Annotated in this window: 18 protein-coding genes; 10 read left to right on the top strand and 8 right to left on the bottom strand. The window is 71.0% G+C overall.

Annotated features, from left to right (window positions below):
- The first annotated feature begins 150 nt into the window (after positions 1–150).
- Positions 151–2,187 (top strand): S8 family serine peptidase, encoded by a 2,037-nt coding sequence (locus F8279_RS11690; RefSeq protein ID WP_091413498.1) that lies wholly within the window; start codon positions 151–153, stop codon positions 2,185–2,187.
- A 58-nt stretch (positions 2,188–2,245) separates the two neighbouring features.
- Here F8279_RS11690 and F8279_RS11695 read toward each other — a convergent pair whose 3' ends face one another.
- Positions 2,246–3,754 (bottom strand): flotillin family protein, encoded by a 1,509-nt coding sequence (locus F8279_RS11695; protein WP_091413495.1) that lies wholly within the window; start codon positions 3,752–3,754, stop codon positions 2,246–2,248.
- Between the two features lie 27 nt (positions 3,755–3,781).
- Positions 3,782–4,324 carry an NfeD family protein gene (locus F8279_RS11700; RefSeq protein ID WP_091413492.1) on the bottom strand — a complete coding sequence of 181 codons (543 nt, stop codon included), beginning with the start codon at positions 4,322–4,324 and terminating at the stop codon, positions 3,782–3,784.
- Between the two features lie 71 nt (positions 4,325–4,395).
- On the opposite strand from F8279_RS11700, the gene F8279_RS11705 reads away from it, so the two are divergent.
- Positions 4,396–4,875, top strand: coding sequence for a methylated-DNA--[protein]-cysteine S-methyltransferase (locus F8279_RS11705; protein WP_047892731.1), 480 nt, complete (start codon positions 4,396–4,398; stop codon positions 4,873–4,875).
- 63 nt (positions 4,876–4,938) lie between these two features.
- On the opposite strand, the gene F8279_RS11710 is transcribed toward F8279_RS11705, so the two are convergent.
- Complete coding sequence (locus F8279_RS11710; protein WP_013289364.1) at positions 4,939–6,018, bottom strand: inositol-3-phosphate synthase; 1,080 nt, start codon at positions 6,016–6,018, stop codon at positions 4,939–4,941.
- Positions 6,019–6,041: 23 nt separating this feature from the next.
- On the bottom strand, positions 6,042–6,680 hold the full coding sequence (locus F8279_RS11715) for a PadR family transcriptional regulator (protein WP_013289363.1): 639 nt from the start codon (positions 6,678–6,680) through the stop codon (positions 6,042–6,044).
- A gap of 174 nt (positions 6,681–6,854) precedes the next feature.
- On the opposite strand from F8279_RS11715, the gene F8279_RS11720 reads away from it, so the two are divergent.
- The 3 genes from F8279_RS11720 (at position 6,855) to F8279_RS11730 (ending at position 11,998) form a co-directional block, all read left to right on the top strand.
- Positions 6,855–7,301, top strand: coding sequence for a DUF5318 domain-containing protein (locus tag F8279_RS11720; RefSeq protein ID WP_091413490.1), 447 nt, complete (start codon positions 6,855–6,857; stop codon positions 7,299–7,301).
- Positions 7,302–7,495: 194 nt separating this feature from the next.
- Positions 7,496–10,321, top strand: a complete 2,826-nt coding sequence (locus F8279_RS11725) for a transglycosylase domain-containing protein (RefSeq protein ID WP_151499927.1) — start codon at positions 7,496–7,498, stop codon at positions 10,319–10,321.
- 120 nt (positions 10,322–10,441) lie between these two features.
- Positions 10,442–11,998 carry a glycosyltransferase family 87 protein gene (locus F8279_RS11730; RefSeq protein WP_091413485.1) on the top strand — a complete coding sequence of 519 codons (1,557 nt, stop codon included), beginning with the start codon at positions 10,442–10,444 and terminating at the stop codon, positions 11,996–11,998.
- Positions 11,999–12,019: 21 nt separating this feature from the next.
- On the opposite strand, the gene F8279_RS11735 is transcribed toward F8279_RS11730, so the two are convergent.
- On the bottom strand, positions 12,020–14,029 hold the full coding sequence (locus F8279_RS11735; RefSeq protein WP_151499928.1) for a hypothetical protein: 2,010 nt from the start codon (positions 14,027–14,029) through the stop codon (positions 12,020–12,022).
- Positions 14,026–14,808: a deoxyribonuclease IV gene (locus F8279_RS11740; RefSeq protein WP_091413479.1), complete on the bottom strand. Its 783-nt coding sequence runs from the start codon at positions 14,806–14,808 to the stop codon at positions 14,026–14,028. Before F8279_RS11740 ends, F8279_RS11735 begins: the two co-directional genes overlap by 4 nt.
- A gap of 635 nt (positions 14,809–15,443) precedes the next feature.
- On the opposite strand from F8279_RS11740, the gene rpsF reads away from it, so the two are divergent.
- The 4 genes from rpsF (at position 15,444) to rplI (ending at position 17,087) form a co-directional block, all read left to right on the top strand.
- On the top strand, positions 15,444–15,734 hold the full coding sequence (gene rpsF / locus F8279_RS11745) for a 30S ribosomal protein S6 (RefSeq protein WP_013289357.1): 291 nt from the start codon (positions 15,444–15,446) through the stop codon (positions 15,732–15,734).
- Positions 15,735–15,814: 80 nt separating this feature from the next.
- Positions 15,815–16,345, top strand: coding sequence for a single-stranded DNA-binding protein (locus F8279_RS11750; protein ID WP_175438580.1), 531 nt, complete (start codon positions 15,815–15,817; stop codon positions 16,343–16,345).
- Between the two features lie 41 nt (positions 16,346–16,386).
- Entirely contained in the window at positions 16,387–16,626 is a 240-nt protein-coding gene (rpsR, locus tag F8279_RS11755) for a 30S ribosomal protein S18 (protein ID WP_007073789.1), read from the top strand.
- A gap of 14 nt (positions 16,627–16,640) precedes the next feature.
- Positions 16,641–17,087 (top strand): 50S ribosomal protein L9, encoded by a 447-nt coding sequence (gene rplI / locus F8279_RS11760; protein WP_091413477.1) that lies wholly within the window; start codon positions 16,641–16,643, stop codon positions 17,085–17,087.
- Positions 17,088–17,153: 66 nt separating this feature from the next.
- Here the strand turns inward: rplI and F8279_RS30575 are convergent, their stop codons facing one another.
- Positions 17,154–17,981, bottom strand: coding sequence for a hypothetical protein (locus F8279_RS30575; RefSeq protein ID WP_225853234.1), 828 nt, complete (start codon positions 17,979–17,981; stop codon positions 17,154–17,156).
- A gap of 1,242 nt (positions 17,982–19,223) precedes the next feature.
- Between F8279_RS30575 and F8279_RS11770 the strand changes: the two genes are divergently transcribed.
- Entirely contained in the window at positions 19,224–21,905 is a 2,682-nt protein-coding gene (locus F8279_RS11770) for a replicative DNA helicase (protein ID WP_151499929.1), read from the top strand.
- A 6-nt stretch (positions 21,906–21,911) separates the two neighbouring features.
- Here the strand turns inward: F8279_RS11770 and F8279_RS11775 are convergent, their stop codons facing one another.
- A complete protein-coding gene (locus F8279_RS11775; protein ID WP_151499930.1) occupies positions 21,912–22,592 on the bottom strand; it encodes a maleylpyruvate isomerase N-terminal domain-containing protein in 681 nt (226 codons plus the stop codon).
- Positions 22,593–22,785: the final 193 nt, after the last annotated feature.

Genomic DNA, 22,785 nt, shown 5'->3' on the forward strand with positions numbered 1-22,785 from the left:
ACGGCGGCGTGTCGACCGAACGGTTGACCCGTTCCGGTCGATGTCTCCCGCATGATGAGTCATCGGCAGCCGCCGAATCGACAAATGCGGCTGTTCCGATCTCATCCGCCCGTCCGCTCCGGACGGTCGCTGGATACGGGGAGTCAATTCATGACACGTCACGGCGGCCTGCGCCGCTCCGCGCTCGTGGGGCTCGCCCTCACCAGCGCCACCTCCATCCTCTGCGCCACAGTCGCCGGCCCCGCCCTGGCCGACCCGAAGCGACCGTCGCTCCGCGGCGCCGGCACGGCCGAGGCGGTGTCCGGCCGCTACATCGTGGTCCTCAAGAAGGGCAAGACCACCCCGGCCAAGGTGAAGTCCGCCGCCTCCGCGCTGGCCGGCGAGCACGGCGGCACCGTCCGCCGGGTCTTCGGCAAGGCGCTGAACGGCTACTCCGCCACGATGGACGCCCGGCAGGCCGCGCGGCTCGCCGCCGACCCGGACGTCGAGTACGTCCAGCAGGTCCAGCGCTGGAGCACCGCCGGCACCCAGACCACCCCGCCGTGGGGCTTGGACCGCATCGACCAGCTCAAGACCCGGACCGACGGCAAGTACACCTATCCGGCGACCGGCGCCGGGGTGACCGCCTATGTGATCGACACCGGCATCGACATCGACCACCAGGACTTCGGCGGGCGGGCCCGCAACGGCTACGACGCCGTCGAGCAGGACAACGTCGCCCAGGACTGCCACGGGCACGGCACCCACGTGGCGGGCACGATCGGCGGTACGACGTACGGCGTCGCGAAGGCCGTCGAGATGGTCGCCGTCCGGGTCCTCAACTGCGACGGCGAGGGCGACAGCGAGCAGGTGATCGCCGGCATCGAATGGGTCACCACCAACGCCACCGGGCCGTCCGTCGCGAACATGAGCCTCGGCGTCGGCCGCGTCGACCAGGCCGTGAACGACGCGGTCGCCCGCTCGATCGCTTCCGGCATCACGTATGCGGTCGCCGCCGGCAACAGCATGTCGAACGCCTGCGAGTCCTCGCCGGCGAGCGTGCCCGCCGCCATCACGGTCGGCGCCACCGACCGGGTGGACATGCGTGCCTGGTTCTCCAACTACGGCCGCTGCCTGGACCTGTTCGCCCCCGGCACCGGCATCGTCTCGGCCAGGGCCGGCACCAGCGCCGGTACCGAGTCGATGAGCGGCACCTCGATGGCGTCCCCGCACGTGGCGGGCGCCGCCGCGCTGCTGCTGGAGGAGCACCCGGGCTGGTCGCCGCAGCAGGTGCGGGACTCGGTCGTGACCACCGGCATCGGCGGGGCGGTGCACGACATCATGGGCTCCACCGACCGGCTGCTGCACATTGGCGCGGCGGCGACGGCGCGCGGCTCGTACGGGCTCAAGGCCCGGGGCAACGGCCGGTACGTCACGGCGGAGAGCGCCGGGGCGAAGCCGCTGATCGCCCGCGGCACCACCATCGGGGCCTGGGAGAAGTACGACGTGGTCGACGCCGGCGGAGGGCTGTTCGGCCTGCGGGCGCGGGTCACGAACAAGTTCGTCACGGCGGAGAGCGCCGGCGTGAAGCCGCTGATCGCCCGCGCGGCCACCATCGGCGCCTGGGAGAGGTTCCAGATCATCGACAACACCGACGGCACGATCAGCCTGAAGGCGGCGATCAACGGCAGGTACGTCACCGCGCCCAGCACCACCTCGCCGCTGATCGCGAGCAAGACCGCGATCGGCACCGCCGAGAAGTTCGACTTCGACGCCCCGGCGCCGCTGGTGAGCATCAAGTCGGTGGTCAGCGGCAAGTTCGTGACGGCGGAGAGCGCCGGGGCGAAGCCGCTGATCGCCCGCTCCGCGACCGTCGGCGCCTGGGAGAAGTACGAGCTGGTGAACGTCGGTGACGGCTTCGGCACCTTCGGCCTGAAGGCCCAGATCAACGGCAAGTTCGTGACGGCGGAGAGCGCCGGGGCGAAGCCGCTGATCGCCCGGGGTGCCTCGATCGGCGCGTGGGAGGGGCTGTCGCTCCTCCACTACAACGCCGACGGCTCGGTCTACCTCTACGCGAACATCAACGAGAAGGCGGTCACCGCCGGCAGCGCCGGCACCAGCCAGCTCATCGCCAGCCGGACCATCGACTGGGGCGGCCCGCCCTACGATCTGGGCGAGGGCGAGAAGTTCGTCATCGCCGTGCTCTGATCCGCACCACCGCACGACGCCCGCCGGCTCCCCGAGGGGAACCGGCGGGCGTCCGTCGTCACTGGGTGACGGCGGTGCCGTCCACAGTGGTCTTGCCGTTGTTCTGCGCGCTGCTGCCCAGCCGCGCGAGGAGCCCGGCCAGGTCGATGCCGGTCAGGTCGCTGCCGAGCTGGAGGCCCTGGGCGACGTTGCCGGCCACGGACTTGGTCAGCGACGAGGCGCCGTCGGTGGAGATCACTGTCATCTTGTCGATCGCGCCGATCGGGGCGCTGGCCGCGCCGACCACCTCGGGCAGCACCTTGACCAGCAGGTCCAGAACGGCCGCCTCGCCGTACGCGGCGAACGCCTCGGCCTTGCGGGCCATCGCGTCGGCCTCGGCCTGACCCTTGGCGAGGATGGCCGCCGCCTCGGCCTGGCCCTCCCGCTCGACCGCCTCGGCGATCGCGGAACGACGGCGCTGCTCGGCCTCGCCCTCCTTGGCGCCCTCGATCGCGTTCGCCTCGGCCAGCGCGGCCCGGCGGGCCCGCTCGCCCTCACCGGTGAGGCGGGCCTGCTCGGCGGAGGCCTGGGCGGCGGCGATGGTGGCCTGCCGCTGCGCGTCGGCGTTGAGCACCGCCGCGTTGCGGGCCGCCTCGGCCTCCTGCTCGACCTTGTACCGGGCCGCGTCGGCCGGCTTGCGCACCTCGGTGTCGAGCTGGCGCTGCTTCAGCTCGGCGTTGCGCTCGGCCACCTTCTGCTGCTCGGAGAGGATCGCCTGGTCCCGCTCGGCCTGCGCGAGCGGCCCGGCCGCGGCCGACTTCGCCTTTGCCGCGTCGATCTCGGCCTGGATGCCGGCCTGCTTGAGCGCCAGGTTCCGGTTGGCCTCGGCGATCGCCTCCTCGGCGAGCAGCCGCTCCTGCTCGGCCTGCTGCCGGGCCCGCGCCTCGGCGATGGCCGCGTCCTTGAGCACCCGGGCCGCCTCCGGCCGCCCCAGATCCTGGAGGTAGGAGCCCTCGGCCAGGATGTCCTGGAGCTGGAACGTGTCCAGCACCAGGCCCTGGTTGGTCATCGAGTGCTCGGCCTCCTCGGCGACCGCGCTGGCGAACGCCGCCCGGTCCCGGATGATCTCCTCGACGGTGAGCCGCCCGACGATCGAGCGCAGCGCGCCGGCCAGCACCTCGCGGGTGAAGTTGTCGATTTCCTCCTGCTGGTTCAGGAAGCGCTGGGCGGCGGCGCGGATCGCGTCCTCGGTGCCGCCGACCTTCACGATCGCCACGCCGTGCAGCTCGGTGCGGATGCCCTGCTTGCTCACCGCGCCCCGGATGCTGACGTCGATCCGGCGGCTGGACAGGTCGAGCGACTGGAGCTTCTGCACCACCGGCAGCACGAACACCGAGGCGCCGAGCACGACCTTCTGCCCGGACATGTCGGTGGAGCGGGCGCCGTCGGCGGTCTGGGTGGTGCGGCCCTTGCGGCCGGTGACGATGAACGCCTGGTTCGGCCCGGCCACCTTGATCCGGGAGAGCACGAATAGGACGAGGACGACGGCGAGGAGGACCGCGCCGCCGATGGCGACGAGCAGGGGCATGGGCGTTCCCGTCTGTGTGGTGGTGTGTCAGTAGGTCTCGACGTGCACGCTGGTCTCGCTCAGTGCTTCGACCACGAAGATCCGGGTGCCGACCGGGATCGGCCCGTCGGCGCGGGCGTTGAGCTTCACCGGCTGGCCGGCGAGGCGTACCCGCACCTCGCCGTAGCCGCCGCTGGGGATCGGCGTCACCACCAGGCCGATCGCGCCGGCCAGGTGGTCGCGGGTGGGTGTGGCGTCCGTGCGCATGTTGCGGGCCGCGCGGCTCAGCCGCGCCGCCAGCCAGCCGGTGGGCACGGCGGCGAGCGCGCCGGCGGCCACCGCCGCCGCGATCATTCCGGGGGTACGGCCCCCGAGCAGCTCGTTGACGATCGCGCCGCCGAAACCGAACGCCCCGGTGAACCCGGCGGCCGCCTCCAGCGACACCGGCCCGTCGACGTCCGGCTGGCCGAGGTGGAGCACTCCCGAGCCGAGCAGGGCGAGCGTCAGCACGCCGACACCGACCCCGCCGATGATCAGGAAGATGAGCGTCCCGGTGGCCATGACCTGCACGGTATCGACGCCGTGCAACATCGACTTCGCTCAGCGGTCGTCCAGCCCGCCCTCAGCGAGGCGATGCCGGCGGGCGCGCGACAATGGATGCCATGCGCTGGACCGTGCTCGACTCGCCGATCGGGGAGTTCTCCGTCGGCACCGACGACGACGCGGTGCGCGGCGCGCACTTCGGCCGGGTGGACGGGGCGGCCGACGAACCCGGTGACGCGGTGGCCCGGCTGGCGGTGGCGGAGCTGCGGGCGTACTTCGCCGGTGAGCTGACCGAGTTCACGGTGCCGGTGTCGGCGCCCCGGGGCTCGGAGTTCGAGCGCGCGGTGTGGCGGGAGATGACCCGCATCCCGTACGGGGAGACGAAGACCTACGGCGAGGTGGCGAAGGCGGTCGGAGATCCCGGCGGCGCCCGGGCGGTCGGGGTGGCCTGCAACCGCAATCCGGTGCCGGTGATCGTGCCCTGTCACCGGATCGTCGGCGCGGGCGGCAAGCTGGTCGGCTTCGGTGGCGGGCTGCCGCGCAAGGTGACGCTGCTGGAGCTGGAGGCATCAGTGGCGCTGCGGCGAGCCTGGTCCTGACGTACGCGAGGAAAGAAGGCCGGGTCCGCACGGACCCGGCCTTCTTTCTTGCGTGTCAGCGCGTCAGCGCTCGATCTCGCCGGCGATGAACGCCTCGACGGCGGCGTGCGCGTCGTGGTCGGCGTACTGCTCCGGCGGGGACTTCATGAAGTACGAGGAGGCGGAGAGGATCGGGCCACCGATCTTCCGGTCCAGCGCGATCTTCGCGGCGCGGACGGCGTCGATGATGACACCGGCCGAGTTCGGCGAGTCCCACACCTCGAGCTTCAGCTCCGCGTTGAGCGGGGTGTCACCGAAGGAACGGCCCTCCAGGCGGATGTACGCCCACTTGCGGTCGTCCAGCCACGGCACGTGGTCGGACGGGCCGATGTGCACGTCGCTCTTGCTCATCTCGTGCGGGATCTGGGAGGTCACCGACTGGGTCTTCGAGATCTTCTTCGAGACCAGGCGGTTGCGCTCCAGCATGTTCATGAAGTCCATGTTGCCGCCGAAGTTGAGCTGGTACGTGCGCAGCAGCTCGACCCCGCGGTCCTCGAAGAGCTTCGCCAGGGCGCGGTGCACGATGGTGGCGCCGACCTGGCTCTTGATGTCGTCGCCGACGATCGGCAGACCGGCGTCGGTGAACTTCTTCGCCCACTCCGGGTCGGAGGCGATGAAGACCGGCAGGGCGTTCACGAACGCGCAGCCGGCGTCGATCGCGGCCTGGGCGTAGAACTTGTCGGCCTCCTCGGAGCCCACCGGGAGGTAGGAGACGACCACGTCGACCTGCGCGTCGCGCAGCGCCTGCGCCACGTCGACCGGCTTGGCGTCCGACTCCTCGACGATCTCGCGGTAGTACTGGCCGAGACCGTCGAAGGTCGGGCCGCGCTGCACGGTGACGCCGGTCGGCGGCACGTCGCACAGCTTGATCGTGTTGTTCTCGCTGGCGACGATCGCCTCCGCGAGGTCCATGCCCACCTTCTTGGCGTCCACGTCGAACGCCGCGACGAACTTCACGTCCGAGACGTGGTAGTCGCCGAAGGTGACGTGCATGAGACCCGGGACGCGGTCGTTCGGGTCGGCGTTCCGGTAGTACTCCACGCCCTGTACGAGGGACGAGGCGCAGTTACCCACACCGACGATGGCGACGCGGACGGAGCCCATAGCGTCTGCCTCCTTCTTCTTCATCACGGCCGCTCTTTCCTGGACGTTCCAGGCGTGGGCGGGCTGTCGTTGTCTCCTCGGCCACCGGCCGTCCCGGGTCGCGGGTCGGCGGGGGCCCGGCCGGAGCGCTCGTTGGCGATGAGCTCCTCCAGCCAGCGGACCTCGCGCTCACAGGCGTCGAGCCCGTGGCGTTGCAGTTCCAGGGTGTACGCGTCGAGGCGCTCGGCTGCCCGGCCGAGCACGTCACGAAGACCTTCGCGACGTTCCTCGATCTTGCGGCGACGACCTTCCAGGATCCGGAGCCGGGTGGCCTGGTCGGTCCGGGCGAAGAACGCGAAGTGCACGCCGAAGCCCGTGTCGTCGTACGTCTCGGGTCCAGCCTGCGCTATCAGCTGGGCGAAGCGTTCCTTGCCCTCCGCGGTAATGGTGTAGACCACCCGACCGCGTCGGCTGGTCAGCGCGGGAACCTCCTCGGCGGTCGCGGGTGTCTCGGCCGCTTCGGCGATCCATCCCGCCGCCTGCAGCCGACGCAGGGTCGGGTAGAGCGAGCCGTAGCTGATCGCCGCCCGGATGGCACCGAGCTTGGCGGTCAGCTCCTTGCGCAGCTCGTAGCCGTGCATCGACGCCTCCTGCAGGAGGCCGAGGATGGCGAGCTCGAGCACGGGCCATCCCCTCTTTCCCCCTGCGCGGAGCGCTAACCACCGCGATGTATCGAACCGATACATCGCACGTTAGCGGAGAGGGAAGGGTGGGGCAAACCCCTGCTTACGCGACGCGGTCCTCACGCATCGTGACCATGGTCGCCTGGGTTCGCCGGAGCGCGTACCCTTTGCCGCATGCGTACGCAGCGCCAGGTCGTCGACTACTCGCTTCAGAAGCGGGCTGTGCTGCGTGAACTGCTCGCCGGGCGGATCGGCACGTACGACGTCTGCGACGCCTCGCCGTACCTGAAGAACGCTGCTCGCTTCCACGGCGAGCCGACCGACCGCCGCTGCCCGATCTGCCGCAGCGAGAACCTGATCCACGTCCACTACATTTACGGTGACGAACTCAAGCAGTCGGCCGGCCAGGCGCGTACCCGGGCCGAGTTGCCCGTCCTGGCCATGACGCTGCGTGAGTTCCAGGTGTTCGTGGTGGAGGTCTGCCCCGGCTGCGACTGGAACCACCTGGTCGAGCAGTTCCTGCTCGGCCGGGACGGTCTCGCGGGCGAGGCGGAGGACGCGGACGAGTCGGTCGCGGCCAACGGCTCCACCCCTCGGCGAAGGCGAGAGGCGCAACGGTGAACGCGGCTGTCCCGATCACTGCCGGCCCATTCCCCGGGCGGCAGGATCGACAGCCCTTACGCGTAATTGGTCCGAATAGATCGGATTTGACGGGCGATCGCTGGCGCGGCCGGCGGGTAACGTCCCGTGTTCCAGCTCACGGCAACCCGGTGGCGGCGCCCCCGCGCCCCACCGCGACCGGCAGGGTGTGAGGAATGAACTACGGCGATCCCAGTTCTTCGCGTGGGCGGGCCCAGATCCCGGGCCCGAACGGCGACCCCGGTTCCGAAGGGAGCCGGGGCGGGAACGGTTGGTCCGGCGCGGCCCAGGGCGGCGCCTCGGCGCGCGCCTCCGCGACACCGTACGGCGCGGGCGGCCGGGCCTCGGTCGGTGGCGCCGCTCCGGCGCCGCGCGGAGCGGCAGGCGCGGCCCCGGTCGGCCGGGCCGGCGCGGGCGGCCGGGCCTCGGTGCCCGTCTCGCCGGCACCCGGCGCCTCCGGACGCGCGGGCGCCGGCCGGGCGTCGGTGCCGGTCTCCCCGGCCGCTCCGGCCGGACGTGCCTCGGTGGGCGCGGCGAGCGTCGGCGCGGCCGGCGTCGGCGGGCGCGCGAGCGTGGGCGCACGCGCGAGCGTCGGCGCGGCGGCGGTCGGTGGCCGGGCCCGGGTGCCCGGCGCCTCCGGCGGCGGCCCCGGTGGTCCCGGTGGTCCGACCGGCCCCGGCCGGCGTGGCCGCGGTGAGGACCCGGCGCGGGCGAAGAAGCGCCGCCGGATCAACATCCTGATCGCCGGCTTCGCCGTGTTCATCATGCTCGCCGGCATCGGCGTGGTGAGCTTCACCTGGTACTCCACCAAGGTGGTGCTCCCGGAGGACACCATTCCGCCGCTGTCCACCACCATCTACGACTCGAGCGGCAAGACCGCCATCGCCCGGATCGGCGACCAGAACCGCCAGCTGGTCACCATCGACCAGATCCCGGAGCACGTCCAGCACGCGGTCGCCGCGGCTGAGGACCGGAACTTCTACAAGCACTCCGGTGTGGACTACAAGGGCATCGCCCGGGCCGCGTGGAACAACCTCACCGGCGGCGACAAGCAGGGCGCCTCGACCATCACCCAGCAGTACGCGCGCAACGCGTTCGAGAACCTGAACCAGGACACGTACGGCCGCAAGGTGAAGGAGGCGATCCTCGCCTCCAAGCTGAACGACAAGTACGACAAGCGCGTGATCATGCAGCACTACCTGAACGTCATCTACTTCGGCCGCGGCGCGTACGGCATCCAGGCGGCGGCGCGGACCTACTTCGGCAAGGACGTCAAGAGCCTGACCGTGGCCGAGGCCGCGGTGCTCGCCGCCCTGATCAAGCAGCCGGAGCCGAGCGCCACCCACCAGGGCTACGATCCGGCGATCAACCCGACCGCCGCGCTGGACCGGTGGAACTACGTGGTCAACGGCATGATCACGGAGAAGTGGCTTGATGCGCCGAACATGCCGCAGCACCCCACCGAGTACCCGAAGAACATCGCGAAGCCGTCGAAGAACAGCGGCGGTGGCTTCGGCATCGACACCCCGTACGGCAACATCGTCAACTACGTCTCGCAGGAACTGCGCGAGATGAAGCTCTGCACCGACAACGAGGCCGAGGCGACCGAGAAGAAGCCGCTGTGCGCCAAGGCGCTCAGCCGCGGCGGCTACAAGATCACAACCACCATCAGCCAGAAGATGCAGGAGGCGGCGCTCGCCGCGGCCCAGCGGGCCAAGAAGGGCTCCGAACTCGCCGGCCAGCCGCCGAACCTGATGGCCGCCGTGGTGGCCATCGACCCGAAGACCGGCCGGGTGCTGGCCTACTACGGCGGGGACAACGGCACCGGCACCGACTACGCCGGGAAGAACGTCGACAACGGCGTGGTCAGCGGCGGTCACTCGCCGGGTTCGAGCTTCAAGATCTACACGCTCGCCGCAGCGCTCAAGGAAGGCATCTCCCTCAAGTCCCGGTGGAAGGGCACGGCGTTCACGCCGAAGGGCACCAAGTTCAAGGTCAGCAACGCCGGCGCGGACAAGGTCTCCTGCGGTGACTCCTGCACGCTCGAACTGTCGACGCTGAAGTCGCTGAACGTGCCGTTCTACTACATCACCGAGAAGATCGGCCCGGACAAGGTGCTCGACATGGCCAAGCAGGCCGGCGTCACCACCATGTGGCAGACCGACACCAACCCGGCCAAGGCGCACGACCTGACCAAGGCCGACCCGAAGGACCTGGCTCCGTCGCCGTTCTTCCACGTCCTCGGCTACGGCCAGTACCCGATCACGGTGCTCGACCACGCCAACGGCGTCGCCACGTTCGCCAACCAGGGCGTCTACCACAAGGCGCACTTCGTGAAGCTGGTGCAGAAGCAGAACCCGGACACCGGCAAGTGGGACACGGTCGGCGGGGAGAAGCTCAAGGGGCAGCAGCGGATCGACAAGGAGATCGTCGCCGACGTGACGTCCGTGCTGAAGCAGTACCCGGGCCAGATCAACAAGAAGCTCGAGGAGGGCCGCCAGGTCGCCGAGAAGACCGGCACCTGGGAACTCGGTGACAAGACCACCCGCAACGGTGACGCCTGGATGATCGGCTACACGCCACAGCTCGCCACCGCGGTCTGGGTCGGCAACGCCAAGGACCGCAAGGCGATCAAGTACAAGGACGGCCGGGACATCAGCGGCGCCCGGATGCCGGGTGACATCTTCCAGCGCTTCATGAACGACGCGCTCAAGGGCAAGGACAAAGAGGAGTTCCCGCCCGCGGCGAACGTCGGCGAGGACGACACCGGCAACGGCGAGGCACCGCCGCCGACGAACGAGCCCGGCCAGCCGGGCGGCCCGAACTGCGACCCGCTGGGCCTGTTCTGCCCCGGCGGCACGCCCGGCGGCGGCACCCCCGGTGGCGGTGACCAGGGTGGAACGCCCGGCGGGGGCGGGCTCCCCGGAGGCGGTGGACGTCCCGGTGGCGGCGGTGGTGGCGGCGGGCTGCTACCGAGCACACCACCGACACGACAGAACTGACGCGTACCACCTGACGGCGGCGGCCGGACCTCGGGTCCGGCCGCCGCCGCGTTTCGCGTACCGGAATTTCTCCGCGCGCGACGGGACGGCGACCCCCGGTGTACGGCAGGATGCCTCTCCATGAGCACCCAGTCGCCCGCAGGCATCGATGAGCCCGGCGCGTCCGAGGCGGCGCCACGATCCGCAGAGACGGTGGACCACCCGTCCCGCTCGGACTGGTTCGTCCGGGGCGCCTCCGGTCTGATCGGCGGGCCGCTCGGCGACCACGCCGTCGCCCTGGACCGGCCCGCCGACCGGGAGAGCCGCTTCTGGACCGCCGGCCGGATCGTGCTGGCGCTCGTCTGCCTCACGCTGGCCCTGCACTGGGTGCAGAAATCGCCCTGCCAGGACGGCGCCTGGCAGAACAACATCCAGTACACCCGGATGTGCTACACGGACGTGCTCGCCCTCTACTACGCCGAAGGGCTCAACGAGGGCAAGGTGCCCTACGCCGACCATCCGGTGGAGTACCCGGTGCTGACCGGTTACTTCATGGGCGCTCTCGGTCTGCCGGTTCACGCCCTCGGTGCCGACAACCCCGCCATCAACCAGGGCCAGTGGTTCTACAACCTGAACGCGCTGGTGCTCGGCGCGCTCGCGGTCGCCACCGTCGCCGTGATCCTCAGCCTGCGCCGACGACGACCCTGGGACGCCGCGTTGTTCGCGCTCTCCCCGGCTCTGGTGCTCACCGCCACCGTCAACTGGGACCTGCTCGCCATCGGCCTGGCCGCGTTCGGCCTGCTGGCCTGGGCGCGCGCCCGCCCCGACCGGTACGCGCTGCTGCTGCCCGGCGTGGCCGGCGTCCTCATCGGACTGGGCGGCGCGGCCAAGATGTGGCCGCTGTTCCTCCTCGGGCCGATCCTGGTCCTCGCGTTGCGCGCCGGCAGAATGCTGGCCGGGCTCGTCGCCACGGCGACCGCGCTGGTGACGCTCGTGGCGGTGAACCTGCCGGTGGCGATCCCCTACCGGGAGAACTGGGAACGCTTCTTCGACCTGAACACCACGCGCCCGATCGACTGGGGCACGCTCTGGTACATCGGCCGCTACCTGGACGGCCGGATCAGCCCGTCCGCACCGGGCGAACTCGGGCCCTTCGAGTGGCTCAACGCGAACATCCCCACCCTCAACTGGCTGTCGTACCTGCTCTTCGGGCTGGCCTGCCTCGGCGTGGCCGGGCTGGCCCTGCTCGCGCCGCGCCGCCCCCGGCTGGCCCAGCTCGCCTTCCTGGTGGTCGCCGCGTTCCTCATCTTCAGCAAGGTGTGGTCCCAGCAGTTCGTGCTCTGGCTGCTGCCGCTCGCGGTGCTCGCCCGGCCGCGCTGGGGCGCGTTCCTGGCCTGGCAGGTCGCCGAGGTCTGCTACTTCGCCGCGTTCTACGGCGAACTGCTCGGCACGGCCATGTCCCGGCCGGTCTTCCCCGAGGGCGTCTTCGTGCTGGCGTCGAGCCTGCGCCTGATCACCGTGGTGGTGCTCTGCGGGTTCGTGATCCGGGACATCATGCGGCCCGAACTGGATGTCGTCCGGCACACCTACGACGACGACCCGGACGGCGGGGTGCTCGACGGCGCGCCCGACGCGCCCTGGCATCAGCGCTGGCGGGCACGAGCCGCCGAACGGCCCGCCGAACCCGTGCCGGTGTGACCGAGACGGTCGTGTTCCGGTCTACAGCCGGAACACGACCGCCTCGCCGACCTGCTCCCGGGTCACGCCCGGCGTGTCGACCGGCCGGTCGAGCATCCCCTCCCACGGGGTGCCCTCCAGCTCGTCGCGCAGCACGACCACGTTCTTCACGCCGATCTGCCGCAGGTAGTCGACGCTCGCGTAGTCCGGGAAGCTGACGGTCGCCTCGCGGATCTGAGCCTGCGAACGCGGCGTGAAACCGCTGCCGCCGTTGACCATCGGCTGGAACCGGTCGGTGGACCAGAGCATCACCGGCTGGTCCAGGTTCTGGCTGCTCGGCAGCACCAGCATCGGGCCGTCGACGGTCCGCATCGCCGCCGGCTGCCGCGGCACCACCGGCTGCGGCGTGGCGTTCAGCCCTTCCACGAGCACCAGCGCCAACGGCAGCAGCGTGGCCAGGCGCAGCCACGGGCCCGGCCACGGCGGCACCCGTTCGGCGGCCAGCTCGCGTACCCGCATGCAGAACGCGGTGACCGCGCCGGCCGCGAGCAGACCCAGCAGCAGCGTGGTCCAGAGCATCATCCGGCCCGGCGTGCGCAGCCCGCTCCAGCCCGGCAGGTAGTCGAACAACGGCACGTAGGTGAACCGGCCGCCGAAGAACCGGGTGCCCATCGCCAGCGCCATCGTCACGAGCACCCCGGCGAGCAGGAAGATCCGGTGCCGGACCCGCCAGACCGAGAAGAACAGGCCACCGGCGGCGAGCGCGTAGAGCGCGAAGCCCGGCAGCAGCGTCATCTCCGGGTGCCAGGGCAGCACGGCGCGGGCGCCCTCGTGCAGCCCGCCCCAGACCCGGGACTCGGCCGGCGCGGTGAAGAAGCCGCTCGCCGGCGGCGAGTAGAGCCCGATGTCACCGAGCGTCCGCTCCGCGTTCGGGTGCAGCTCGGCGACCTTGAAGTACGGCACCGCCAGCGCCGCGCCCACCGCGGCGAAGGCGAGCCCGCCGAACACGTCGGCCAGGAACAGCCGCCGCCCGAACGGACGCTTCACCCGGCGTCGCCGCACGAACCACAGCACCACCGAGACCACACCGGTCCCGGCCAGCATGTACGCGAACGGCAGCCCGATGCCGAACCCCAGGCTGAGCTGCCACGCGGCCACCAGCCACCCGGCGAACGCCCAGCCCGCGTGCCGACGGCGCGGCCGGTAGCCGTACCGCAGCGACCAGCCGTGACCCCGGGCCAGCATGGCCAGCGCCAGCGGGATGCCGCCGTTGGAGAGGATGTGCAGGTGCCCCGCCTGGGCCAGCAGCCACGGCGCGTAGGCGAAGCTCGCCCCGGCCACCGCGCCGCCGATGCGGCCCGCGCCGAGCTGCCGGGCCAGCACGTACGCGCCGAACGCTGCGAGCGCGTGCGCCAGCACGAACATGATGTTGTAGCGCAGCACGGCGTGCTCCGGGCCGACCCCGATCAGGCCGGCCGGGGCGTACCCGAGGAGCGTGTCGGAGAACGCGAAGCTCCAGTTCTCCGGATAGAACGTGTTCGCGTGCCACAGCATCGCCGGGTCGGTCCGCAGGATGTGGCCGGACCACGCCATCTGCCACGCCTGCAGGCTCGGATCCCAGTAGTCCTGCGGCAGTGTGTGCCGCGGATAGCGCAACGTGGGCCAGGTCATCGCCGCGGCCAGCGCCAGCGCGGCGACGGCGGCGAGCGTCCACTCGTGCGCCAGGAACCGGCCGACCGCGCGGACCGCCCGGCGGGCCCGGCCGAGCACCGGCTCCGGCGCGGGCCCGAACGCGGACCAGGGATCGGCGGGCTTCTCGCCGGCCGTGCCCGTTACGCTCTTGTCCCCGCTCTCGGCCTTCTTCGCGGCGGCCTCGTCCGTGGTTCCGGCCCCGGACCCGGCGTCCGCCGTGTCGGTCGCCTCGGCCTTGCCGGACGAGGGCGCCTCAGCTGCCTCCTTCGCGTCCGGCCGGTCCTGCGCAGCCGCGCCGCCGTCCTCACGGGACTCGGCGCCGGGCCGGCGGCCGGTGGTGCCGGACTGCTCGGTCGTCACGCCGCCGCGCCCAACTGCCCGCGCAGGAACGCGATGTCGGCGGTCTGGCCCTCGACGCCGCCCGGAGTCTCCACGATCACCGGCGCGCCCGCCGCGCGGATCACCGCCACCAGCAGCTCCGGGTCGATGGTGCCGCCGGTCAGGTTGTCGTGCCGGTCCTGGCCGGAGTTGAACGCACCCTTGGAGTTGTTGGCGTGGATCAGGTCGATCCGGCCGGTGATCGCCTTCACCCGGTCGACCAGGCCCAGCAGTTCCTCGCCGCCGGCGTACGCGTGGCAGGTGTCCAGGCAGAAGCCGACCTCGTGGTCGCCGAGCGCATCCCAGAGCCGGGCCAGCGAGTCGAGGTGCCGGGCGCAGGCGTTGTCGCCGCCGGCGGTGTTCTCGATCAGCACCGGCAGCGGGAAACCGCCCGAGTCCGCCGCGTACGCGAAGGTCTTGCGCCAGTTGTCGAAGCCGACGGCGACGTCGTGGCCGGCGTTGACGTGGCCCCCGTGCACGATCAGCCCTCTGGCCCCGACGTCCGCCGCGGCGGTGGCGTGGGCGAGCAGCAGCTTGCGGCTGGGGATGCGGATCCGGTTGTTGAGCGTGGCCACGTTGATCACGTACGGCGCGTGCACGTAGAGGTCGACGTCGGCGGAGCGCAGGCGCTCGGCGTCCTCGCGCGGCTTCGGGGCCTTCCAGCCCTGCGGGTCGGCCAGGAAGAACTGGACCGCCTCGGCCTGCCGGGCGGCCGCCTCGGCCAGCGGGTCGGTCGGATCGACGTGGGCTCCGATTCGCATGCAGGGCAGCCTACGTCGCGCCTGCGACGGTCGGCGCGCTCGCGGGAGGCCCCCGGCGGGTCGAACGCGTCACCACCCGGCCCGGCGGTCGTTGTCCGAGGTGGGATCGATGGTCGACGCTCCGCCCGCACGTGGTCCACAGCACGGACGGGCGAGGGTGGACCCCCGGAAACGGGACGCCCCGCCGTGCGGCCCGGCACGACGGGGCGGGATCCGCTCGTCGTCCCGGTACGCGAGGCCGGCAGCCGGATCAATTCTTCCATTTGCCCCAAGTGGTGACGAGAGCCATTGTATGGTCAAACCACGTGACAACACGATAAAGCTCCGCGGGGCGTCTTCGATCCAACCTCATCGGTGTGGTCGTTCCTCCCCAGGTCCCACCCAAGGAATGCGGACGGGACGCCCCGCGGTCCCGTGGACAGGGGTCCACCTGCCGGCTCGCCGGAGGTGGGCCCCTGTCGCCGCACCCGGCTCGCCGGGACCACCGGCCCGGCCATGATCGTCCGGACCGGCTATCCTGGTCCGGTTGTCCGTGTGTCCGACCGGGTTCCCCCGGCACCGGCCTCGGGCAGCGACGCACGACCTCCTGCCACGGAAGGACCGTGGCCGCTTAGCCCACAGGAGGTGAGCACGTCTTGCGTCATTACGAAGTAATGGTGATCCTCGACCCCAGCCTCGAGGAGCGCACCGTCGCCCCGTCGCTCGACACGTACCTGAACGTGATCCGGACCGCGGGTGGCTCGGTGGAGAAGACCGACGTGTGGGGCCGCCGGCGCCTCGCGTACGAGATCAACAAGAAGGCCGAGGGCATCTACGCCGTCATCGACCTCCAGGCGACGCCGGAGGCCGTTGGCGAGCTGGACCGTCAGCTCCGACTCAACGAGTCGGTGCTGCGCACCAAGGTCATCCGTCCGGAGATGCGCTGAGCATCTAGACCCGGCACGTCCGGATCAAGCCTCATCCACGCTGTCGTACGGCTCTGAGAGCCTGTACGGCACAACGATGAGTGCGCGAGGAGATGGTCATGGCAGGAGACACCACCATCACGGTCATCGGCAACCTGACCGATGACCCCGAGTTGCGATTCACCCCCTCCGGCGCTGCGGTCGCCAAGTTCCGGGTCGCTTCGACGCCCCGCTTCATGGACAAGGCCTCCGGCGAGTGGAAGGACGGCGAGCCGCTGTTCCTCTCGTGCACGGTCTGGCGCCAGGCCGCCGAGAACGTCGCCGAGTCGCTGCAGCGCGGCGCTCGCGTGATCGTGTCCGGCCGGCTGCGCCAGCGGTCGTACGAGACCCGCGAGGGTGAGAAGCGCACCGTCATCGAGCTGGAGGTCGACGAGATCGGCCCGTCTCTGCGCTACGCCACGGCGAAGGTGCAGAAGATGTCCCGCTCCGGTGGCGGTGGCGGCGGCTTCGGTGGTGGTGGCGGCCAGGGCGGCGGCGGAGGCAACTTCGACGACCCCTGGGCCTCTGCTGCCCCGGCCCCCTCCCGCGCTGGTTCGGGCGGCGGAAACTTCGACGAGGAGCCCCCGTTCTGATGGCGCCGAGCGCCCGCGATCGCAAACCAGGAGCAAGAGCAATGGCGAAGGCTGCGGCACTGCGCAAGCCGAAGAAGAAGGTGAACCCGCTCGACAAGGACGGGATCACCTATATCGATTACAAGGACACCGCGCTGCTGCGCAAGTTCATCTCCGACCGCGGCAAGATCCGCGCTCGGCGGGTGACCGGCGTGACCTCGCAGCAGCAGCGGCAGATCGCCCGTGCGGTCAAGAACGCCCGTGAGATGGCGCTCCTGCCGTACACGGCCACGGCCCGCTGAGAGGAGGCACGGACATGAAGATCATCCTGACTCAGGAGGTGTCCGGCCTCGGCTCTCCGGGCGACATCGTCGAGGTGAAGGACGGCTTCGGCCGTAACTACCTGCTGCCGCAGGGCTTCGCGATCGCCTGGACCAAGGGCGCGGAGAAGCAGGTCACGGTCATCAAGCGGGCCCGCTCGGCCCGCGAGATCCGCGACCTGGGCCACGCCACCGAGGTCAAGACCCAGGTCGAGGGTCTGAAGGTCAACCTGAAGGCCCGCGCCGGCGACGGCGGTCGGCTCTTCGGCTCGGTCACCCCGGCCGAGATCGTCGACGCCGTCAAGGCCGCCGGCGGCCCGACCCTGGACCGCCGCCGGCTGGAGCTGCCCGGCCACATCAAGTCGCTCGGCTCCTACCCGGTCAGCATCCGGCTGCACCCCGAGGTGACCGCCAAGTTCGACCTGAACGTGGTCAAGGGCTGACACCCCGAGCACGACGCGAAAGGCCCGCACCGGTCGCCGGTGCGGGCCTTTCCGCATCCTCGCCGCTCAACCGAGCGGCTTGCCCGTCACCGCGCTGATCACCACCGTGGACAGGCCGCCACCCACCACCGCGGCCGCCAGCGCCACTGTCGCCGACCGCCACGTCGTCCCGACCTGCCGCAGCAGCACCGCCACCACCAGACTGCTCACCATCGCCAGCCCGAACCGCGGCGCCGCCGACACCAGCGACTCCAGCGCGTGTGTGCGCGGCGAGTCACAACCACCGCCGATGATGTCCGTGACGCAGCCCGCCGGAGGCTGGCCGCTCAGGAACAGCAGACCGACCACGAGCAGCACCGCCGGAACCAGATAGCAGGCCGCCGTGTAGACCAGCGGCCGCAACGGACCACCCGGATCCGGGTCCAGCAGGTCGTCCTCCAGCCGCCGGCCCCACGAACCGCCGCCGATCGTCTCCACCCGCCGCCGCAACGTCGACGGCGCCGGCTCCAGCGGGCGACGGCGAGGCACGGTACGCGGACGCGGCGCCGAGTACGCCACCGCGGGCGAGCGGGGAGCCGTCGACGGCGTCTCCATCCACCGCGGATCGTCACCGGAGAGCCGGGTACCCGACCAGAACGCCTCGGCCCGTTCCGGTGACGCCCAACCCTCCCGCACCGGGGGCGCCGAACGGTGCCACGGATCGGCCTCCGCGTACCGGTCGTCGGTGTCCCGCACCGGCTCCAGGAAACCGGTGTCGGTGAACCGGTCCCACTCACCCGTGTGCTCCGTACGGTCCCACCGGCTCTCCGCCCGCTCCCAGCGGTTCGCAGGCACCGGCCGGTCCCAGGCGTGCACCCCTGACGCGTCCCACGGGTCGACAGCGGGCGGCTCCACCTGCTCAGGCGCGGCGCTCCGGCGGCGCTGCCACGGATCCGCCGCAGCCCGCGGCGGCGCCGACTCCGACGACGCCCGCGACCAGGCCGACTCCGACTCCGCCGCCCGTCTCCAGGTCGGCTCCGGTTCCGTGGCGTTCGACGGTGACCGGGCCGCATCCGCCGCCGGCCACCCGGCATCCGTCCCCGATCGGGACCACGCGCCGTCCGGCGCCGCCGTTCGCGACCGGGCGGAGTCCGGCCCCGACGGCGGCGGCCAGGAGGAACCCGACGCCGAACCGCGACGCCGACCCGCCGGCCGTTCACCGTCCGATCCAGCCGGCACCTCGCTCGAACCCGCCGGCTCCGGCAGCCCGGACCAGGTCACCTGCGGCTGGCGCGTCGCCGCCCGGCGCGGACGACTTCGGGGCGCCGCCCCCGACACCGGCTCGTCGTCCTCGTCCGCCCGCCGGTTGCCCACGTACCCCCGCTCGTGCGGGGCGTCCATCGTCCACTCGGCGGTGTGGTCCGACAACGGACCCGCACCGATCGCGCGCAGATCGCGACGCGGGCCGGCGTCCGCCCGCCAACCACCGCCGGAGGACGGGGCCTCCACCTCGTCGTCCGGCGCGGCATGCCGCCCGCCGCCGTCCGCGCGACTCACCCCGGACTCCAGGGCCCAACGGGGAAGGTACGTCTCCACCGGCTCGTCCTGGCCACGCTCGACCGCCCGCCGCCGGCTCGCCGTGCGGTAGCCCTCCGGTGCGTACGAGTCGACCCGGCGCGGCCCGGCGGGTTCGTCCCAGGAACCGCTCGGCCGTCGCTCGCGCGGGCTGTCCTCCCCGCTTCCCCAGTCCCGGTGTCTCACGGCCGGAGCGTGACCTCTCTCAAACCCGAAAGTAAACCCGCTGTCCCAGGTGTCGCCGTTCGCAGCGATAGTACGGGACGAACGACGACAAAGCTCGGCCGGAAATCTTCCGTCCACAGGGTGGGGATAGGAAAAGCCCAGGTCAGAGGCGATACGCCCGGAATTCCCCATCACTTTTCCACACCCTGTGCACACCCTGCGCACATGCAGGCCCCCAGGCGTCCACAGGTTGTCCCGAGGCTCGTCCACTGGCCTTGTTGAGTCGCTGACCTCGGGTTCCGTATCGTGGTCCCCCGACCGCCGGACGATGACCCCCGATCGACCGGAGGGTCGGCGGAAGTTGTCACACCCCGGCGATAAAGCTGGACTCGATCCGACGCAGCGAGGGGGGAACCCGTGTCGGTCACCGACGGGACGCGTGCGGAACGGACCGGGGGGCAACCGCCCGAGCCGCCACCGCGCGATGCGGCGTTCGAGAAGACGCCACCCCAGGACGTCGCCGCCGAGCAGTGCGTACTCGGCGGCATGCTGCTCTCCAAGGACGCCATCGCGGACGTCGTGGAGATCCTGAAGACCAACGACTTCTACCGTCCGGTCCACGCCACCATCTTCGACGCGATCCTGGACATCTACGGACGCGGCGAACCCGCCGACCCGATCACCGTGGCGGCCGCGCTCGCCGACTCCGGCGACCTCGCCCGCATCGGCGGCGCGCCCTACCTGCACACGCTCATCGCCAGCGTGCCTACCGCCGCGAACGCCGCCTACTACGCCCGCATCGTCGGTGAACGAGCAGTGCTCCGCCGGCTGGTCGAGGCCGGGACCCGGATCGTGCAGCTCGGCTACGGCACCGGCCCGAGCGGCAGCCGCGACGTCGACGACATCGTCGATCTCGCCCAGCAGGCCGTCTACGAGATCACCGAGAAGCGCGTCAGCGAGGACTTCGCGGTCCTGGCCGACATGCTCCAGCCGACGCTCGACGAGATCGAGGCGGTCGGCGCTCAGGGCGGGGTGATGACTGGTGTGCCGACCGGCTTCACCGACCTCGACCGCCTGCTCAACGGCCTGCACGCCGGCCAGCTCATCATCGTGGCCGGCAGGCCTGGCTTGGGCAAATCGACCGCATCTATGGACTTTGCTCGAAATGCAGCGATTCGAGCCAATCAGGCGGCGGCGATCTTCTCGCTGGAAATGAGCAAGGTCGAGATCGTCATGCGACTGCTCTCGGCCGAGGCACGCGTACCGCTGCACGTCCTGCGGAGCGGGCAGCTCTCCGACGACGACTGGACCAAGCTGGCCCGCTGCATGGGTGAGATCAGCGAGGCGCCGCTCTTCGTCGACGACACGCCGAGCATGAACCTCATGGAGATCCGGGCGAAGGCGCGGCGGCTCAAGCAGAAGCACGACCTGAAGCTGATCGTCGTCGACTATCTCCAGCTGATGACCTCGCCGAAGCGCACCGAGAGCCGGCAGCAGGAGGTCGCGGACCTGTCGCGTGGCCTGAAGCTGCTGGCCAAGGAGGTCGAATGCCCGGTGATCGCGGTGAGTCAGTTGAACCGTGGCCCCGAGCAGCGGACCGACAAGCGACCACAGCTTTCCGATCTGCGTGAATCGGGCTGCTTGACGGCAGATACGAGACTCGTCAGAGCCGATGACAACTCGGAGATCACCCTTGGGGCACTCCTGGCCGGGAATGTCAGGGACATCCCAGTCTGGGCCCTCGACGAAGGTCTCCGCTACACCCCCCGGACGCTCACGCACGCCTTTCCCAGTGGGACACGCGAAGTGTTCCGGATGACACTTTCATCCGGGAAGCAGGTGGAGGCAACCGCCAACCACCCATTTCTCACGTTCGGCGGTTGGCTGCCGCTGGGCGAACTCACGGTAGGGACGCGGCTTGCCGCACCTCGGCACATTCCGCCGCCGCTGAACATCCAGCCGTGGGCCGAGCCGGAGGTGGTGATGCTGGCTCACCTCCTCGGAGACGGCTCGTTCGTCCGCCGACAGCCGATCCGCTACGCCAGTTGCGACGAGGCCAACCTGGCGGCCGTGACGGAGGCCGCCACGCACTTCGGGATCACGGCTGTGCGAGACGACTACCCGGCTGCCCGAGTGACCACGCTCCGGCTGCCGGCGCCCTTCCGGCTCGCCCGCGGGCGGCGCAATCCGATCGCCGAGTGGCTGGACGGGTTGGGGCTGTTCGGGCTGCGGTCCCACGAGAAGTTCGTACCGCCAGCCGTGTTCGGCCTGCCCAAGGAGCAGATCACGCTCTTCCTGCGGCACATCTGGGCGACGGACGGGTCCGTAACCGTCAACAAGTCCGGTCGAGGCGGACGGGTCTACTTCTCCTCGACCTCCCGGCGCATGCTGGAGGACATCTCACGCCTGTTGCTTCGCTACGGCATCTCGGCTCGATTGCGACAGGTGCCGGTCGCTCGAAACCGTCCGCAGTACACCCTGGACATCGCTGGTCGCGATGACCAGCTCCGTTTCCTTCGGGAGATCGGTGTGCACGGCGAGCGCGCCAACGGTTGCGCAGCGCTGCTGGTGGTTCTCGAATCCGTCGTCAGCAACCCCAACGTGGACACTGTGCCCACGGAGGTGTGGTCACGGGTTCGAGAGGTTCTGGCGGAGCGCAAGATGAGCCACCGAAAGTTCGCGGCCGCAGTCGGCACCCAGTTCTCCGGCAGCGCGACGTGGAAGCATGCACCCAGCCGGTCCCGTCTCGCGAAGGTGGCCGCGGTGCTGGACTCAGCGGATCTTGATCTGCACGCGACGAATGATGTCTTCTGGGACGAGATCGTCTCGATCGAGTCAGTTGGCGAGAAGGACGTCTACGACGCCACCGTGCTTGGCACACACAACTTCATCGCCAACGGCATCGCCGCCCATAACTCGATTGAGCAGGATGCGGACGTTGTCATCCTTTTGCACCGGGACGACTACTACGACAAGGAGTCACCGCGAGCGGGCGAAGCGGACTTTATTGTCGCCAAGCACAGAAATGGTCCTACCGACACGGTCACCGTAGCGGCCCAGCTGCACCTGTCGCGCTTCGTGGACATGGCGATCGTCTGAGCGGCGTCAGCCGAGCAGCGGGAACCAGCCGGCTGCCTCGCCCAGCTCCAGCCGGTCCCGGTCGGTGAGCGGCACCCGCCCGGCGGCCTTCAGCAGATAGTCGTGGTCGTCCCAGCCGGCCGGCCGCACCGCGTCGTCGCTGAGCAGGCCGTCCATCGTGGTCACCGCGACCCGCGTCGGGTCCGCCGCCGGCCGCGGCGCGTCCGGCAGGTCCACCACCAGGTCCAGGTGGTGGATGACCGCCTCGGTGGTCAGGGTGGCGAGCAGATGGGGTACGCGCAGCACCTTGCCCTGGGTGGTCACGTACCCGTCGGGGTCGGCTGCGGCGGCCGCACGGACGGCGGCGGGCGCGGTGTCGGCCCAGAGGCGGACCACGCCGGTGGGCCGGTCGAAGGCGGCGGCGAAGCGGCGTGCCCACCAGGCGTGCCCGGCGCCCGCGTCGTCGTCGCCGGGAGTGAAGGCACGCCAGTAGCTGACGTCGTCCACGTCGGCCGGTCCGGGTGCCGGGCTGGCCAGGGCGACGAGCGCGCGCTGGGCGTCGCAGAGCACGTGGAAGAGCAGGTCGGCGACGAGCCAGCCGCGGCAACGGGTGGGCCGCTGCAGGCCGGCGTCGTCGAGCGGGGTGACCACGGCGGTGATGCCGTCGTACGCCTGGGCCAGCGCCTCGTGCTGCCGGGTCGGGCTCATGTCGTGCAGCCTGCCACGGTGTGGCAGGCGCGGCACGGCGACGAGCGCGCCGGGTCGATGCGGTGCACCGGCCCGGCGTGCGCGTGCTCGGCGGTCAGTCGAACAGTTCGCCGAGGAAGCCGTGCTTCTTCTTCCGCCGGTAGTGGCCGTGGTAGCCGTAGTGCTGCTGCTGGCTGTGGCCGTACGCGGGCTG

Origin of the sequence: Micromonospora sp. AMSO1212t (assembly GCF_008868145.1) — a bacterium.
GTDB lineage: Bacteria > Actinomycetota > Actinomycetes > Mycobacteriales > Micromonosporaceae > Micromonospora > Micromonospora tulbaghiae.